The following is a 16,737-nucleotide window of genomic DNA, read 5'->3' as shown; positions in this document are numbered from 1 at the left end:
CTGCAGAAAGTTTTATAGATAAAATGATCATCCCACACTCCGGCTGGACCCGTAAAACTGCGCAAGCTATTCACGATCTTCCGTTGATGGATCTTTTGTTTCGTGCGCAGACCGTGCATCGCGAAAACTTTGATCCGAACCAGATCCAGACCTCGAAGCTATTGTCGATCAAGACTGGTGGCTGCGCCGAGGATTGCGCCTATTGCTCGCAATCAGCCCGCAATGGATCAACCTTGCCCGCATCGAAGCTGATCGAGGTTCAGCGCGTTCTTACCGAGGCCAAGAAAGCTCGCGATGGCGGCGCGACCCGGTTTTGCATGGGGGCGGCGTGGCGCGAGCCAAAGGCGCGTGACATGGATGCGCTGGTCGCGATGGTCGAGGGCGTCAAGGAACTGGGTATGGAAACCTGCATGACGCTGGGTATGCTCGACGACACCCAGGTGGTGCAGCTGCGCGATGCCGGTTTGGACTATTACAATCACAACATCGACACCTCGGAACGTTATTACTCCGAAGTCATCACCACCCGTACTTTTGCGGATCGGATTGACACGATGAACCGGGTGCAGGAAGCCGGGATCAAGGTTTGCTCGGGCGGCATTCTGGGGATGGGTGAACATACTGGCGACCGTATCGACATGTTGCTGACATTGGCCAACATGACGCCTCCACCTGACTCGGTGCCGATCAATATGTTGATGCCGCAGGCCGATACCCCGCTTGCCGACGCCGAGCCGATCGATCCGATCGACTTTGTGCGGATCATTGCAACGGCCCGCATTCTGATGCCCAAGTCCTATGTGCGGCTTTCGGCCGGACGCAGCGACATGAGTGACGAGATGCAGGTGATGTGCTTTTTCGCCGGTGCCAACTCGATCTTTGTTGGCGAAACGCTACTGACAGCAGAAAACCCCGAAGAAGACACCGACGCGGTCCTGTTTGCCAAACTTGGCCTGCAAGCTGAAAAAGCCGAAACGCGAAACTGCACGGAAGCTGCCGAATGAAAGCAGTCAACCGACTGGAATCGATGCTTGATGCGCTTCAAGCCCGGCACCGCCGCCGGGCCTTGATCCCGACGCAAGGGCTGGATTTCGCGTCGAATGACTATCTGGGTCTTGCCGGTTCTCAAGTGTTACAGCGCGCGGCACATGATGCGCTGTCGCGGGGTGTGCCTGTAGGTTCGGGAGGTTCACGTCTGTTGCGGGGCAACCACCCTGAACATGAAGCGCTGGAGCGGGAAGCGGCCGCATTCTTTGAGGCTGAGGCCGCGCTGTTCATGGGAGGCGGGTTCCAGGCCAATCAGGCAATCTTCTCCACGTTGCCAGCGGCTGAGGATTTGGTCCTTTATGACGCCCTGGTTCACGCGAGCGCCCATGAAGGTATGCGGTCCAGCCGTGCAGACCTGCGTGCCTTCCGTCACAATGATGTTGCGGATGCACGCAACGTATTGCGCGACTGGCAATCTACAGGCGGTTCGGGTCAGGTCTGGATTGCGGTCGAAAGCGTGTATTCCATGGAAGGTGATCTGGCGCCGCTGGAAGACCTGTCCGTACTTGCGCGCGAAGCTGATGCAGTTTTGGTTGTTGATGAGGCCCACGCCACCGGCGTTTTCGGAGAGCGAGGCCGGGGTCTTGCGCATGACCTGAACGCTGATCTGCTGACATTGCATACCTGTGGTAAAGGGCTTGGTGTCTCAGGTGGGCTGATCTGCGGTCCGCGCGTGATGATAGATACCCTGATCAACCGCGCTCGTCCCTTCATCTTTGCGACCGCTCCGTCGCCTTTGAACGCTGCTCTGGTTCGTGCTGCGCTACGGGAACTGGCCGAGGATGTCAGTCTGGTTGAAGGCGCGCATGAACGTATGCGCCATGCCCATGACACCGCACGGGAACTGGGGTTGCCCGCAGCCGCGTTGAACAGCCAGATCATCCCGGTTGTACTGGGAGATGACGAGCGCACAATGGCGATGGCGGCCACTTTGCAGCAGCAGGGTTTTGACGTTCGGGGCATCCGCCCGCCCACTGTCCCAAAAGGCACATCCCGTTTGCGCGTCTCGATTACCGGAAATGTCACCCTTCAGGATATCACGGCCTTGTTCACCACTATCTCAATCTGTCAGTCGGAGGCCGCATGAGCGCGCTGATCGTTGCCGGAACCGACACAGGTGTTGGAAAAACCGTGTTTTCGGCTGGTCTGGCGGCAGCGTTGCAGGCCCGGTACTGGAAACCTGTTCAGTCTGGTCTTGAGGATGTTACAGACACTGAAACCGTCAGCGCGCTGAGCGGTGCCGAGGTCCTGCCCGAAGCGTACCGGCTGAACATGCCCGCCTCACCGCATCTGTCTGCCGAAGACATGGGCGTTGAGATTGACCTCTCGCGTCTTGAAATTCCGAAAGTGGACGGGCCTCTGGTTGTCGAAGGGGCAGGGGGCCTCATGGTGCCGCTGAACCGCCAGTCCTTCTTTCTGGACGTGATTGCCGGATGGCAGGCTCCGGTTGTTCTTGTTGCGCGCACCGCCTTGGGAACGATCAACCACACCACATTGTCCCTAATGGCGCTTCGGGCTGCTGGCTGCGAGGTTGTCGGCGTCGTATTCGTGGGTGACCCCGTGCCGGACGTAGAGCAAACCATCGTCGAGATGTGTAAAGTGCATCATCTGGGACGCCTGCCATTTCTGAGCGACCTGACACCGCAGCGCCTGAACAGCGCATTTTCGGCAATCGATGTGGCGACCATTCGGAGGTTCCTGTGACCCCGTTGGAATTTGATGCGCGCCATCTGTGGCACCCTTATACACATGTGCTTGAACCCGGCCCGATGCACCTGATTACCGGGGCAGAAGGTGTCTGGCTGACGCGTGCTGATGGCATCAGAATGATCGACGCAATGTCGTCCTGGTGGTGTATGGTGCATGGGCACAGGCACCCGGCCATCATCGATGCGATGCAAAAGCAGCTGAATACACTGCCGCATGTGATGTTTGGTGGTCTGACCCACGAACCCGCCGTGGAACTCGGGCGCAGGTTGGTCGACCTTCTGCCAGATGGCCTGGATCGCATTTTCTACAGCGACAGCGGCTCGGTCGCGATTGAAGTCGCGTTGAAGATGGCAGTCCAGTACCAGATTGCCAAAGGCCGGGGCGAACGGTCTGAATTTGCCACGATCCGGGGTGGCTATCATGGCGACACATGGAAAGCGATGAGCGTTTGTGATCCCGTCAACGGGATGCATGGTCTGTTTCGCGGTGCGTTGTCGATCCAGCACTTTCTGCCACGCCCTCACATCCAGTTCGGTGATGAGTGGCTCGACGACCCTTCCGAGAACGGGTTGGAGCCGCTGGAGGCGTTGCTGAACGACAAAGGCAACAGGATCGCCGCGCTGATCCTTGAGCCGGTGGTGCAGGGCGCGGGTGGGATGTATTTCTATCACCCTGCATGGTTGCGCGGGGCGCGCGCCTTGTGTGATGCGCATGACGTTTTGCTGATCTTTGATGAGATCGCGACCGGTTTCGGACGCAGCGGCGAAATGTTTGCAATGGACCACGTCGGAGTGGTTCCGGATATCCTATGTCTTGGCAAGGCATTGACAGGTGGGCATATCACCTTGGCCGCCACCATCGCGACCGAGGCCGTCGCTCGCGGGATCGGGGAAAGTGAGGCCGGAGTTTTGATGCACGGTCCCACCTACATGGCCAACCCTTTGGCTTGTTCGGCAGGGGTGGCGAGCCTTGACCAGTTGCAACAGCGAAACTGGAAGCAGGAAGTTGCATCACTCTCGCAGCAGATGAAGGCTGAACTCGCCCCCGCGCGCAATCTATCCGGTGTAGCGGATGTGCGCGTGCTTGGCGCAATCGGCGTCATCGAGATGGAAGAGCGGGTCGACCCCTCCATCGCACATGGATTGGCTGCGGAAACCGGTGTTTGGCTGCGCCCGTTTGCTCGCAATATTTATTGCATGCCTCCCTATGTTACTTCGCCGGACGAACTGAGCAGGGTAACGTCCGCGATGCTTGCTCTGGCTGGGGGGCAGAAATGAAAAGCCGTTGGCTGGCGCAATCAGGTGACAGTACTCTGACCCTTGTGTTCGGTGGATGGGCATTGGGCGATGCTCCGTTCCGGGGTCTTACGGGGGGCGGGAATATTCTGCTGTTGGAAGGCTACACCAGCCTCGATGATCCCCTGCCCGATCTCGCCCGTTTCGATCACATAGATATGCTGGCCTTTTCCTTCGGTGTCGCGTCGGCCGCGCATTGGCTGGCGTGCTCGGGCTTTCGTCCCAACCGATTGATCGCCATCAGCGGCACTTTGCACCCGGCGTGCCCGGAACGTGGTATCGCGCCTGACATGATCAAGGCAACAGCGGCTCAGCTTTCCGAGCGCAGCCTCGCCAAGTTCTGCCGCCGTGCAGGTTTGCCAGGTGAGCCCCCGGAACTCGATATAGTCGCGGCGCAGCAAGAGCTAATTGCGGTGATACAGCGCGGGTCTGCCCCTGATCCGGGTTTTGACAGGGTGTGGATACCCACAAACGACCGGATCATTCCGACAGCGGCCCAAGAAACGGCATGGGCCTCAACCTCGGCCCGAGTCGAGCATGTTGCGGGGCCGCACGTACCATTCCTACCGGAGCAAAGTTGGGCGAGTTGGGTATCATGACAGCGCAACTGGCAGACAGGGTGCAGCGGAGCTTTAGCAGAAGTTTTCAAACCTACCACGACACGGCAAGTCAACAAGCCTGGGTCGCAGGCAAGCTGGTGTCCGAACTGCGTCGTGCCGGAGCCCCGGACCGCTTTGAAACTGTCTTCGAGCTGGGATGTGGCACAGGGCATCTGACCCGTCTGATGCGACAAAACTTTCACCTGCCAAACCTCATATTGAACGACATCGCGCCGCAGGCTCAGGCAACGGCGGATGCGGAACAGGCCACGTTCATTGCCGGTGATGCGCGTGAAGTTCACTGGCCTTCCCGGATTGATCTGATCGCTTCGGCTTCGATGATCCAATGGATGGAAAGCCCGTTGAAATTGCTTCACAAAGCGATGGACGCGCTGGAGCCCGGCGGGTGGTTGGCGGTTTCGGGTTTTGGCCCTCAGCAATATCAAGAGCTTAGTCAGATTGGATCAACTGCGCGTGCACCAGGACTTACTACGCCGACTGCTCTTGCCGCTGCTGTCGACGGCCCGATGCAGATATTGGCCGTTGGTGAAAGCCTGAGGCAAACCTATTTCGATACGCCCCGCGAGGTACTTAGGTATTTGCGAAGAACAGGTGTAAACGGCAGGGCGCAAGGGACATGGACCAAGTCCACGCTGGCTCGGTTCGAAAACGAATACGCTAAGGAGTTCGGCACGGATCGCGGGGTCTCACTGACATATCATCCCGTGTGGATCATTGCCCGGAAGCGATAGGTGCTTATTCTGCCGTGGCCTAACGTAATTTGTGAGCCTGCCAGACGGTCGCAAACTCAGCAGCCACGGCCCTCGGCCTTGATGCGATTGTCACCAGTTCGTTTTTCGGGTTTTTGCAGGCAATCAAACCTCATGTGCCCAGGGCGGTTCTGCCCCGGCGCGTGATACTGTTATGGCGGCAACAGTTGCGCCCAACGCCATGGCCGCCCGCAAGCTTTCAGAGGTCAGATTGCGCAGCCCCCGCTTTGTCAAATGCCCTGCGCGGCTGAGTTCAGTCAGAACACCAGCGTTAAACGTGTCGCCCGCGCCGATTGTGTCGACAACCTGAACAGGTTTCACTGGAACCGAAACCTTGGATCCGTCGGCCAGGTACCCATTCGCCCCGTCGCCACCCCTGGTCACGATGAGGGCTGACGGACCGGTCTGCAACAAAAGAGACGCTTTGGCGGCCTCGGGTTCGGCTCCCGGGATGATCCAGTCAAGATCTTCGTCTGAAACCTTCACAATATCGGACTGCGCAATCATGCGGTTCAGACGGGTTCGATACCGGGTCTGATCCTTGATGAAGCCCGGTCGGATATTCGGATCCAACATCACTGCGCGATCCGCTCCGTGGCGATTCAGAAGTGAGGCATAGGCATCCGCGCAGGGTTCACATGCCAGGCTGATACCCCCAAGATACAAGGCGGACACGGCTGTAAGCTGGTCTGGCATGTCCTCGGGTTGCAGCATTCGTCCGGCGGTGTTTTCATCAACAAAGCTGTAAGTGGCGTGACCGTCTTTTAGCTGTACGAACGCAAGGGTCGTGGGGCGGTCAGAGACAATCACATGTGACGTGTCAACGTGGCTTGAAATCAGCGCCTTTGTAATTTGTTGGCCAAACATGTCAGACGACACACCGGTCAGCATTCCGACGGAAACACCCAGACGACCGACTGCGACCGCCGTGTTCAATATCGCCCCACCTGTGTGCGGTACAAATCCTTGTGCGCCCGACACTGTCGGCTCGGAAATCATGTCGATCAGGGCTTCACCACAGCACAGGATCATTTCGTAGTCCTTTTCAAAATATCTTGTCAGGAAGACTTGCTATCGCATCAAAGCGTTCTTGCAGAAATTGTTCGCCCCGATGATGCCGAATTCTGCTTGCTCGGACACATACAGGTTCAACGAGCGGCGCAGTTCGCTGAAACGGCCACCGCCGTTGAACGCCTCTCTGAACTCATCACCGAATAACCAGCGGTTCTTTTCTGCGACACCGCCAACAAGAAATACTCCGCCTGAAGGCATCAGTGTGACGGCCATGTCGCCCATCAAAGCCCCCAGATGGGTGTTGAACATCCGAGCGGCCTGTACCGCGATGGGGTCAGAACGGTCGCGGGCATCAAGCAGAATGTCTTTCGCCGAGCGCGTTGGTGTCTGTATTTGGCCTGCCGCCAGCCCGATCGCCTGATAGAGGATAGGCAAGCCCGTACCGCTCAGGAACATTTCAGCTTCCAGCGCGAGGCTGTCACCAAAAAAACACTCAGGCGCAATGCTGCGGGCTGCTTCAAAGATGTCAACTTCGTCGCGGTGACGCGGATACAGACCGACATGCCCACCTTCGCCAGAGACTGTGTGATAGTGGCCCTCGGAAAACAGCAACGCCCCCACGCCAAGCCCTGTGCCGGGGCCCACCACCAATCGCGTGCCCGCGGGCGGTGTCGCGTGACCTTGCAAGACGGCAACGTCTTTTTGGGTTACTTCTGCCACCGACCACGCTGCAGCGGTGAAATCATTAATTACAAACGTATGACTGGCACCAGTGGCCTTTGCCAATTCGGCCTCGGACAGGTCCAGATTGGCATTTGTCAGCCGAATCGTGCCGTTCCGGACTGGGCCCGCCCCCGCCGCCACAACCGCCTGTGGATTTGTTCCGATTTCATCCCGAAGCGCGTGAAACGCTTCCAGCAGATCTTCCAGTGTCCCCGTCGGGCGCTTGCGAAGGTCTGTCAGCTCTCCGTTCGTTACCACGCCCAGCCGCGTGTTGGTGCCTCCTATGTCGGCAACCAGATTCCAATGCTCATGCACTGCACTGGATGGTTGCGCTAACGGCTGAGAGGCGTTCTGACCCCCGGAAAGGGCAGACTTGAGCGCCATGAAAGACGCTTTGGGTGTTCTCTCAAGCGTTTCAAAATTCACGTCCACCAGTCCAAACCTTTTTCCACATCCGAAGGCCCAATCGCATTTGTCACAGCAGTGACCAGACAAAACAGCCCCTTACCAGAACATCTTGTGCCAAAGCGTCGCTTACGGCAGCCAGGTGTCGGTTGAGATAATCCATGCGATCATCATTCTGAAGACGTTCCGCGCTCGCCATACCGTTTTCGGTGATACAGATTGGTGGCCCGCTCGTATAGCCCTTCATTGTTTGGATCTGAAATCGGTTGAAAGAAATGGCTCGATTGTCCACCCCATCTGGGTTTTGGGCAAAGGTTCGGAGCCCCTTCTCAGGGCTGGCCATACAGATCGCATCCATACGGCGCTTGACAAGGGTGCAGCTCGTAATTCACCCTAATTGAAACGTTTCAATGGTGAGGGATGCGAGTTTCTGCCCAACTCTACACAGTGCGGCAATGCGGTGATCTCGCAGATCAACTGCAATTGGTTGCGGCCTGCGGTTTTTCAGATGTCGAAACCACTGGCTTGCATGGCCTGACCCCCGCTCAGATGGCGGGCATTATTATAGGGTCAGGCCTTAATGTTCGGTCTGCACATTTTGAGTGGGAAGAGTTCGAAGAACGATTTTCGGATATCGTCGAAGTATTAAACCTAATGGAATGCCGGGTGGCTGTCATGCCTTGGCTGGCGCCCCAGGTGCGGCCCGACACTGACGAGGGATGGAGGGCGGTGTCGGGCCAGTTGTCCAAATGGGCAAGCCGGCTGGCAGATAATGGTATCAGCCTTGCGTATCACAATCATGATTTTGATCTTATCGGTGAGGCTGGCGACACACCTCTTGATCTAATCCTTTCCGGCGGAGACGTCTTTTGGCAGCCAGATATCGGTTGGCTGGTTGCGGCTGGTCTGAATCCGGCGGACGCGATCCGCCGCCACGCCAATCGAATCCTGTCCGTGCATGCAAAGGATATCGACCCAGCAGGCGGAACAGGTGACGCGCGCTGGCGCGATATGGGCGAAGGCGTGGTTGACTGGAACGCAACCCTGCGCGCGCTTGCCTCGACCAACTGCACGGACCTGTTTGTCGAACATGACGAAACCGATGATCACGTGCGCACCCTGCAAACGGGTCGGTCATTGTTGACGGAACAACTGGCAGGGTTTGGGTGATGGCGCGGGCGACGATCAAATCGATTGCCAGAAGTACCGGGTATTCCGTTGGCACAGTCTCGAATGCCTTGCGCGGTTCCGTATCGGTAAAACGGGAAACCCGGGAAGAGATTCAGAAAGTTGCATCGGATCTGGGATATCGGGTGAATCTGGATGGCCTGAAGCTGCGCACCAATAAATCCTTTCGAATCGCGGTCATGGTCAGTGTTTCAAACGATGCCGCGGAAGAGTGGGAAGGTGTAGAGTTTACGCGAATTCTGGCCGGTATATCCAATGCGCTAATTGGATCGCGCTATCAGCTGAGCGTATTTAGCACATGCGATGGCGAGGCTGCGCTGCAGACGTTGAAGTCTATCGTGCAGGAAGGGCAGGCTGATGGCGTGATCTTTTCCGGCACGCGTGTTCATGATGAACGCGTCGCGTATCTGCAGGGGCAGGGTTTTCCATTTGTCACATACGGTATGAGCGACAGCCCCCAACCGCATCCTTTTGTGGATCTCGACAGTCAGGCAGCGGCCTATGATGCCACCGCTCGGCTGCTTGCGCTGGGGCATCGTCGCATCGCTTTGATAAACCCGCCGGATGACCTGATCTATGCACAGCAACGCCGTCGGGGGTATGCTGATGCGCTGTCAGAATGCGGTGTGGAGTTGGACCCGGCACTGGTATCCACCGGCCCGACCACTGCGGAATCCGGTCAGCAGAAATTTGCGACGCTTATGCAGTTGGCAAAACCGCCGAGCGCCATCATCTGCGCCAATGAGGCCATAACCCTTGGGGCGCTGTCAGCTGCCGACAAAGCCGGATTACAGGTTGGCAGAGACATTGTGGTCATCTCGAACGACGACTTGAAGCTCAGCCAGTATTTTGTACCGCCACCCAGCACTTATTACTTGCCGATTGCTGAAACAAGCCGTCTGCTGGGTGAGTTCATGTTGAAAGCTTTGGACGGGGTCGATCCGTCCGAGATTCAGAAAAAGATCAGGGCCACATTGATCGAGCGACAACCTGACACCCCGGCGCCGGATGCGGCGCAGACCACCTGATCCAACAAAGGAGTACCTGAACATGATTAAGAACTTACTTGCCGCTGCCACACTCACGACACTGATGGCTCCAGCGGCTTTTGCTGCCGACCTGGAAGGTCGTGTTCTGAAAATCGGAACCGATGCGACATACCCACCGATGGAAACCGTGGATGAAACAACCGGAGAGATTGTGGGCTTTGACGTCGATGTGATGAATGCGATCTGTGCGAAGGTCAATTGCGTTCCCAACTTCGTAAACACCGCCTGGGATGGTATCTTTGCGGCCCTTCAGCAGGGCGAGTTCGATCTGGTTATCTCGGGCGTGTCGATCACGCCGGAACGCGAAGAAACCATGGACTTTTCCGAGCCTTACATCGTTGTCAGCCAGGCCATTCTGTTGCAAGTCGATAATGCTGACATGACACTTGAGGACTTCAAAGCCGGTGGCCAGAAACTGGCGGCGCAAACCGCGACGACCAACGCCCAATTGGCGGAAGAGCTTGTCGGGCGCGAGAATGTCAGCCTTTACGACAACTTCTCGGCCGCCATTCTGGCGCTTCAGAACGCAGACGTCCAGGGCGTGATCATCGATGGCACATCGGCGGCGGCCTATGAGCAGGAATTTGCGGGCGAGTTGACTGTTGGCATCACAGGCCTGCAATCCGATCCATTGGGTATCGTGTTTCAGGAAGGCGATCCGACGGTGGACGCTATTAACGCCGGTCTTAAGGCCATTCAGGAGGATGGAACGCTGGACGAGCTGACAGCCAAATACTGGGGCACCAACTGATCCATTAGCGCCCTTTTTTTGGTCCGGCGGCCATTGCCGCCGGGCCTTGTCATAGCGGAGAAGTTCCATGTCGCGCCTCAGCACGATCCGCCCGAGTAACCTGGTGTTGCTCGCAGCAGCGCCCTTTATTATCTACCTGTTCGCCACATCCTCAAAATACTTGCGGTCTCTGGTCGCAATTCTGGGGATAGGCACAGACGCGGGGGCCATCTTTGTTGGATTTCTGCTGATTGCGACCGTTGCGATCCTTGGATATCTTTGCGCACGCTACGTGCGGTTTTCACAGAACTCCCCCGGCTGGTTGCGGCTCTTCGCGCTTGCCGCGTTACCGGCTGCTGCGGCGCTTTTGGTCATCAGCTTTGTTTCTCCGCAACTTCTGATGCCATTTGTCGAGTCGGTCTTCTTTCATGCGCTCAGCGAAAACACCTCGCCCCTCATCGATCGGTCCAATCAGACCTGGGTACTGTTTCCGGACGTGATTGCCAGGGTTCAGACGGGATTACAGGTTATCCTGGCGGTTTACGCAGCTGTAGTCGCACTTTGCCTATTGTCGGCACGTTTGCAGCCGCCCTGGCGCGGGCGCGTCTTGTTGGGGTTGGAGAGTCTCACAGGCGCAGTACTGTTTTATCTCATGTTCATGGCTCATTGGCAGTTCGCGACCGGGGTGGCCATTACTTTCCGCGCGGCCATCTTTGCCTATATCTTCGCGGCCATTCTTGGTTTGGTCTGGGTCGGGTTGCAATCGTTTAAACCAAAGGCGCGTACTACGGTCGTCTATGGTTCGATCAGTTTGGCATTGCTGGCAGCCTCGGCCTTTTTCTTCATGCAGCCGCAGGTCAGCTTTGTTCTGGTGGGCAGCGCCGAGGGGCGTATCGCGGTTGTGCGCGGCACGCCGCAGGCGCAGGCTGACATTATCCGGTTTGGCGAGTTCGAGGGGGCCGGCGGTCAGCAATATCGCATCCGCAGCGCAACCGATGCCACTGCCGCGCTTGAACAAATCGAAACGGTCGACAGTGTCTCGGGCGCTTTTGTCCCGGAGGAGGCGCATTCGCAAGGTTATCCGGTCCTGTGGCAAACAAGATTTCTACCCGACAAGTACCGCAATCCAGCCCTGGCATTTGCCGTGCTCGGGTTTTTGTTGCTGACACTGACCATCGGCGGGGCTCAGCATAAGCTGCATCCGCTGGCGGTCGGGGCCGAGTTCTTTGTGGATACGATACGTGGCATTCCGATGCTGGTGATCATTCTTTATATCGGTTTGCCGCTGGCGGGCGCAGTCAAGGATGTTACCGGCGGCGGTATCGATATGACCAATATGACACGGGGGATCATCGCGATCTCGGTTGGTTATTCCGCCTATATGGCCGAAATTTTCCGGTCCGGGATCGAGGCGATACCAAAAGGCCAATTGGAAGCGGGCAGCTCTCTGGGTTTGTCGCGATGGCATACGGCGCGGCTTATCGTTCTGCCGCAAGCCCTGCGGATTGTAACTCCACCGCTTGGCAATGAGTTTATCGCGATGATCAAGGACACGTCATTGCTGTCAATCCTGTCCGTCCGCGACATGACCCAGAGGATGCGAGAATTTCAGGCGGCCAGCTTTCTGCCCTTTGCTCCCTTCAACACGGCGGCAATCCTGTATGTTGTCCTCACACTCGGCTGCGCCAGTTTCTTGAAGTGGATCGAACGACGCACAGCAAAGGACACACGATGAGCGCGCTGGAACTTGGGGTTTGTTACTACCCCGAACAATGGAACCCTTCGCAATGGCGAGACGATGCCGCCCGAATGGCGGACATGGGGTTGGATTGGGTGCGGATTGCCGAATTCACCTGGGGCCTGATCGAACCCGTGCGCGGTCAGTTTCACTGGGACTGGCTGGATGAGGTGATCGAGATATTGGGGCAGGTTGGACTACGGGTCATGATGTCCACCCCAACGGCCGCCCCCCCCAAATGGTTGATCGATGAGTATCCCGAAATCCTGCCCGTTGGGCCGGATGGTCGGGTCAGAGGGTTCGGTTCACGCAGGCATTATTGTTTTTCCAGTGAGGTTTATCTGGCCGAGGCGCAAAGGATCGCAACTGAATACGCTCGCAGATATGGTCAGAATTCGTATGTCCATGCGTGGCAGATCGACAATGAGTACAACGACCACGATACAGTTCTCAGCTATTCCGATGCCGCGCGGACTGGTTTCCAGCGCTGGTTGGAGGACCGATATGGCGCAATCGATGCATTGAACGACGCGTGGGGAACTGTTTTCTGGGGGTCACTCTACTCTCAGTTTGGTCAGATCGAACTGCCCAACGGGTTGGTCGCCACGCCCAACCCAGCCCACGCGCTGGATTTCGCGCGCTATTCTTCAGAACGGGTTCGTCTGTTCAACAAAACGCAGGTGGATGTTCTGCGCAAATATGCGCCGGGGCGGGATATCTCCCATAACTTCATGGCGGGCAGTTTCGAATTCGATCACCACGCCGTGGCTGCTGATCTGGATATTATCGGGTTCGACAGCTACCCACTGGGGAACCTTTTGGGCTCTACCCTTTCGGATGAAGAAAAGCGCCGTTATTTGCGCACCGGCGCACCGGATTATCAGGGTTTTCATTGTGATTTATATCGCAGTCAGGGGCGCGGTCGGATGTGGGTGCTGGAACAGCAGCCGGGTCCGGTAGATTGGGCCGATAAGAATCCGTCTCCGGCAGAGGGGATGGTTCGGCTTTGGACTTGGGCGGCCTATGCACACGGCGCGCAAGCCGTGATGTTTTTTCGCTGGAGGCAGGCGAAATCTGCGCAAGAGCAATACCATACTGCGATATTGCGGTCAGATGGCAGCCTAGATCAGGCCGCTGTTGAATTGGCCCAGATCGTGAAGGATCGCGCAACGTTGCCGCCCGAGAGACGGGCAAAAGCACGGGTTGCAATGCTGCTGGATTATACCTCGATCTGGGCGGCGGATATTTTGCCGCACGACATGGATTTCCCCAATGCTCAGATTTTTCGCGAGTGGTACACTGCAATTCGTGGTTTTGGGGTCGATCTTGACTTTGTTGGCCCTGAAGATGAACTGAGCGGCTACGCCCTCATCTTATTGCCACAAAGTATGATCGTGACTGCGGATCTGGCAGACAAGCTTGACGCTTCGGGGGCCAAGATACTGATAGGCGCCCGTTCCGGCAGCAAGACATCCGGGATGAACACTCCTTCAAATCTGGCGCCGGGCGAATTGGCAAAGTCAACAGGTATCCGTGTCACGCGCGTCGAATCACTCCCTTCACTTGCGCAGGAGGCTGTGATTCTTCTCGATGGTCAGCAATTTGAATTCACGGGCTGGCGTGAAATCGTCGAAACCAAAGAGCACGTTTTGGCCCGCTTCAAGAGCGCTTATTGCGATGCCAGCCCGGCGGTCATCCGTTCTGACCGCACGACCTATCTGGCAATGGTTCCGCGTAATGAGCTTTTGCAAGTGATTGTCGGTGAGGTACTGAACTGGGCTGGGATAAATGCAACGCCTTGCGATCCCGATTTGCGCATAACCCAACGCGGCTCGACCTACTACGCGTTCAACTTCAGTGACGTTTCAAAGCGCTTGCCTGTTGGCCTTGCACGTCAAATTTTGCTTGGTTCAGATCCGGTCAATCCAAGGGACATTACCGTTTGGCAGGAGAATGTAGCACCTCATAATTCAGCTTAGACGTGTCAAATCGCGAAACTGGACATAAGATTTTCGCAAACTGTCACTTTTGGACTGACGGATGGGCGCAGAAAGTCCTATGAATAGAAAACAAAAAAATCGAGTCCAACAACGGGAGAACACTATGGTTACCAAATCATCACTTTCCAGACGCACTGTTTTGAAAGGAGCGGGTGCTGCGGCACTTGCCGCGCCTCTTTACAGCAAGAGCGCACTGGCGTCGTCCGGTGAAATCAACATCCTGATGTGGTCGGATTACCTGCCGCCCAGCTTTATCGAAGAGTTTGAGACCCTTACCGGCATCAAGGTGAATTACACCGGGATCGGCTCAAACGAAGAAATCATTAACAAGATGAAGGCGACCAAAGGTCAGGGCTTTGACATCGTCTCACCGACCAACAACCGCTCGTTGCAGTGGGAGCCGCTGGAGCTGTTGCAGCCCTTTGACATGAACAAGGTTCCGGTCGACTTGGTGAACCCTGCCATGGCCAAAATCGGTACGGATGCTTGGAACTTTGGCGGTGCCGGGGTCCACTGGTTGCCGCATATCTGGGGCACCGAAGGTATTGCATACCGCACCGACTTGTGGCTGCCAGCTGGGGACGCACCATCCTATGGCGACGTCTGGTCAGAAGAAAACGCAGGCAAAACCATGGGTCGCGCGCATTCGATGATGCTTGGCGCTGGTCTCTACATGGAGCGTTCCGGCGAGATGGAGCCGGGTTCGGTCTGGGCCGCATATGGCGATGAAGAAACCATGCGCAAGGTCTGGGGACAGATCACCGACTGGTGCATTGCACGTAAGGATCGCATCAAGCTGATCTGGAACGACGCCGACACGCAGAAGAACGGCCTTCTGAACGAAGGTGTTGTTGTCGGTCAAACCTGGGACGGCCCGCCACTGGCACTGAAATCGGCTGGTGAACCGGTGCACTATCAAGCGCCCATCGAAGGGGCGATGGCATGGGTTGACGGGATGTCGATTCCATCTGGTGCGGCGAATATCGACCAGATCTATGCCTTCATCGACTTCGCCTATCAGGCCAAACCTGCCGGTGTTGCCATCGACAGCCATGGGTACAACTCTCCTGTTCTGGGGGCTGACCAGTATTCTGGCGACACTTACAAGAAGAACTTTGCCGAGGCCTATCCGGGCGACTCGCTGGCCAACCTCAACCCGTGGCCGGCCGAAGCACCATGGTATGCTGAAACGCGGACCGAGTTCGTCAACAAGTTCAAGAGCGCATAAGCGATCTGAAACCATGCCCCTCGCGACCTGCGAGGGGCAACAATCTGTGCGCCGCTCCGGCGTAACGGAAAGCTATGTGGTGTGGTGACAGCACACACCTCAGGGAGATACCAAAAATGAGTGCAGGGGTCGGGGTCGATCTGGAAAACCTGTGGATCCGTTTCGGTGACTTCGTCGCCGTGCGCGATGCAAACGTCAATATAAACGGGGGCGATTTCTTTTCGTTCCTCGGGCCCTCGGGTTGCGGAAAAACAACGATCTTAAGGGCTGTTTCCGGCTTTCTCGAGCCTAGCGAAGGTAATGTTCTGATCGGCGGCAAGAACATGCGGGGCATCGGACCTAACAAACGCCCCACTGCTCTGATCTTTCAGAACCTAGCGTTGTTTCCCTTGATGAAGGTCTGGGAGAACATCACGTTCTCGATGGAAATCAAAGGTGCCAGCAGCGCCGAACGGCGCAAGCGCGCTGATGAGCTTTTGGACATGATCGCGCTGCCGGGGCAAGGCGACAAACTGCCCAGCGAATTGTCTGGGGGTCAGCGTCAGCGAGTGGCCATCGCTCGCGCCCTTTGCGCCGAGCCGGATGTTCTGCTTCTTGATGAACCTTTGTCGGCACTTGACCTCAAACTGCGCCAGCACATGCGAACGGAACTGCGTGAGATACAGCAGCGTGTGGGCATTACCTTTATCTACATCACACACGACCAGGGCGAGGCACTGACCATGTCAGACAATATCGCCGTCATGCGTGCAGGTGTGATTGACCAGATTGCCGACGGTAAAACCATCTACAACGATCCCAACACGGCTTTCGCGGCCTCATTTGTTGGCGAAAACAATGTTTTCCGTGGCACGATCAAGCAGGTCATGGGCAACGAAGCGCTGATCTCGACCAACCGCTCGGGCGACCTGGTTGCACGGATATCGACCGCCAACCAAGGCAAGATGAAAGAAGGCGATAGTGCGATGATGTTCATTCGCCCCGAAGCCTTCGCCATTGCGCCCGAGGGGGCTTCGGGTGACCATTTTGTTACCGCGCGGGTCAACCACGAAGAATTCGAAGGCAACGTCTTCAACATCTTTACCGAAGGTGAAGGTGGAAAAGAGATCAAGGTGTCGATCCCTAACCATGGACAATCCTTCGAGGACCACACCGGACAGAACATCACGCTGGAATACAAGACGCATAACGCCGTCATCGTTCCAGCGGGTGAACTGGCTGCAGAATAAGGGGAATAACTC

16 protein-coding genes are annotated in these 16,737 nt (G+C 56.7%); 13 read left to right on the top strand and 3 right to left on the bottom strand.

What is annotated here, in order from left to right; all coding sequences use genetic code 11:
• Window positions 1–23 precede the first annotated feature (23 nt).
• The 6 genes from bioB to ACR0LL_RS18190 are packed head-to-tail and all read left to right on the top strand — an operon-like array spanning window position 24 to window position 5,403.
• The gene (gene bioB, locus ACR0LL_RS18215) at window positions 24–1,004 is read left to right on the top strand and encodes a biotin synthase BioB (protein ID WP_480588626.1); all 981 of its coding nucleotides are present in this window, start codon (window positions 24–26) and stop codon (window positions 1,002–1,004) included.
• The gene (locus ACR0LL_RS18210; protein ID WP_480588625.1) at window positions 1,001–2,134 is read left to right on the top strand and encodes an 8-amino-7-oxononanoate synthase; all 1,134 of its coding nucleotides are present in this window, start codon (window positions 1,001–1,003) and stop codon (window positions 2,132–2,134) included. Before bioB ends, ACR0LL_RS18210 begins: the two co-directional genes overlap by 4 nt.
• Window positions 2,131–2,751, top strand: coding sequence for a dethiobiotin synthase (gene bioD, locus ACR0LL_RS18205; RefSeq protein WP_480588624.1), 621 nt, complete (start codon window positions 2,131–2,133; stop codon window positions 2,749–2,751). Before ACR0LL_RS18210 ends, bioD begins: the two co-directional genes overlap by 4 nt.
• Window positions 2,748–4,034: an adenosylmethionine--8-amino-7-oxononanoate transaminase gene (gene bioA / locus ACR0LL_RS18200; RefSeq protein WP_480588623.1), complete on the top strand. Its 1,287-nt coding sequence runs from the start codon at window positions 2,748–2,750 to the stop codon at window positions 4,032–4,034. The genes bioD and bioA overlap by 4 nt, the downstream gene beginning before the upstream one ends.
• The gene (locus tag ACR0LL_RS18195; RefSeq protein WP_480588622.1) at window positions 4,031–4,651 is read left to right on the top strand and encodes a pimeloyl-ACP methyl esterase BioG family protein; all 621 of its coding nucleotides are present in this window, start codon (window positions 4,031–4,033) and stop codon (window positions 4,649–4,651) included. The genes bioA and ACR0LL_RS18195 overlap by 4 nt, the downstream gene beginning before the upstream one ends.
• On the top strand, window positions 4,648–5,403 hold the full coding sequence (locus ACR0LL_RS18190; RefSeq protein WP_480588621.1) for a methyltransferase domain-containing protein: 756 nt from the start codon (window positions 4,648–4,650) through the stop codon (window positions 5,401–5,403). Before ACR0LL_RS18195 ends, ACR0LL_RS18190 begins: the two co-directional genes overlap by 4 nt.
• 123 nt (window positions 5,404–5,526) lie before the next feature.
• Here the strand turns inward: ACR0LL_RS18190 and ACR0LL_RS18185 are convergent, their stop codons facing one another.
• From ACR0LL_RS18185 to ACR0LL_RS18175, 3 genes are all read right to left on the bottom strand, one after another.
• Window positions 5,527–6,453 (bottom strand): carbohydrate kinase family protein, encoded by a 927-nt coding sequence (locus tag ACR0LL_RS18185; protein ID WP_480588620.1) that lies wholly within the window; start codon window positions 6,451–6,453, stop codon window positions 5,527–5,529.
• A gap of 39 nt (window positions 6,454–6,492) precedes the next feature.
• Window positions 6,493–7,542 carry a glucokinase gene (locus ACR0LL_RS18180; protein ID WP_480588619.1) on the bottom strand — a complete coding sequence of 350 codons (1,050 nt, stop codon included), beginning with the start codon at window positions 7,540–7,542 and terminating at the stop codon, window positions 6,493–6,495.
• Between the two features lie 91 nt (window positions 7,543–7,633).
• Window positions 7,634–7,810, bottom strand: a complete 177-nt coding sequence (locus ACR0LL_RS18175) for a family 1 glycosylhydrolase (protein WP_480588618.1) — start codon at window positions 7,808–7,810, stop codon at window positions 7,634–7,636.
• A gap of 173 nt (window positions 7,811–7,983) precedes the next feature.
• Here ACR0LL_RS18175 and ACR0LL_RS18170 point away from each other — a divergent pair, with 173 nt between their 5' ends.
• The 7 genes from ACR0LL_RS18170 to ACR0LL_RS18140 all read left to right on the top strand — a co-directional run bounded on the left by ACR0LL_RS18170 (window position 7,984) and on the right by ACR0LL_RS18140 (window position 16,725).
• Window positions 7,984–8,733: a sugar phosphate isomerase/epimerase family protein gene (locus tag ACR0LL_RS18170; protein WP_480588617.1), complete on the top strand. Its 750-nt coding sequence runs from the start codon at window positions 7,984–7,986 to the stop codon at window positions 8,731–8,733.
• Complete coding sequence (locus tag ACR0LL_RS18165; RefSeq protein WP_480588616.1) at window positions 8,733–9,779, top strand: LacI family DNA-binding transcriptional regulator; 1,047 nt, start codon at window positions 8,733–8,735, stop codon at window positions 9,777–9,779. The genes ACR0LL_RS18170 and ACR0LL_RS18165 overlap by 1 nt, the downstream gene beginning before the upstream one ends.
• A 22-nt stretch (window positions 9,780–9,801) precedes the next feature.
• A complete protein-coding gene (locus ACR0LL_RS18160; protein ID WP_480588615.1) occupies window positions 9,802–10,551 on the top strand; it encodes a basic amino acid ABC transporter substrate-binding protein in 750 nt (249 codons plus the stop codon).
• Window positions 10,552–10,618: 67 nt separating this feature from the next.
• Window positions 10,619–12,265, top strand: coding sequence for an amino acid ABC transporter permease (locus tag ACR0LL_RS18155; protein ID WP_480588614.1), 1,647 nt, complete (start codon window positions 10,619–10,621; stop codon window positions 12,263–12,265).
• A complete protein-coding gene (locus ACR0LL_RS18150; protein ID WP_480588613.1) occupies window positions 12,262–14,247 on the top strand; it encodes a beta-galactosidase in 1,986 nt (661 codons plus the stop codon). The genes ACR0LL_RS18155 and ACR0LL_RS18150 overlap by 4 nt, the downstream gene beginning before the upstream one ends.
• A gap of 124 nt (window positions 14,248–14,371) precedes the next feature.
• Window positions 14,372–15,496: an extracellular solute-binding protein gene (locus ACR0LL_RS18145; protein WP_209507630.1), complete on the top strand. Its 1,125-nt coding sequence runs from the start codon at window positions 14,372–14,374 to the stop codon at window positions 15,494–15,496.
• A 116-nt stretch (window positions 15,497–15,612) separates the two neighbouring features.
• Window positions 15,613–16,725: an ABC transporter ATP-binding protein gene (locus ACR0LL_RS18140; RefSeq protein WP_480588612.1), complete on the top strand. Its 1,113-nt coding sequence runs from the start codon at window positions 15,613–15,615 to the stop codon at window positions 16,723–16,725.
• Window positions 16,726–16,737 lie beyond the last annotated feature (12 nt).

The sequence above is a fragment of the Ruegeria sp. AI2 genome, from assembly GCF_056541275.1.
Note: the sequence above shows the minus strand (reverse complement) of the source record. Positions and strands in the feature narration are given on the sequence as shown.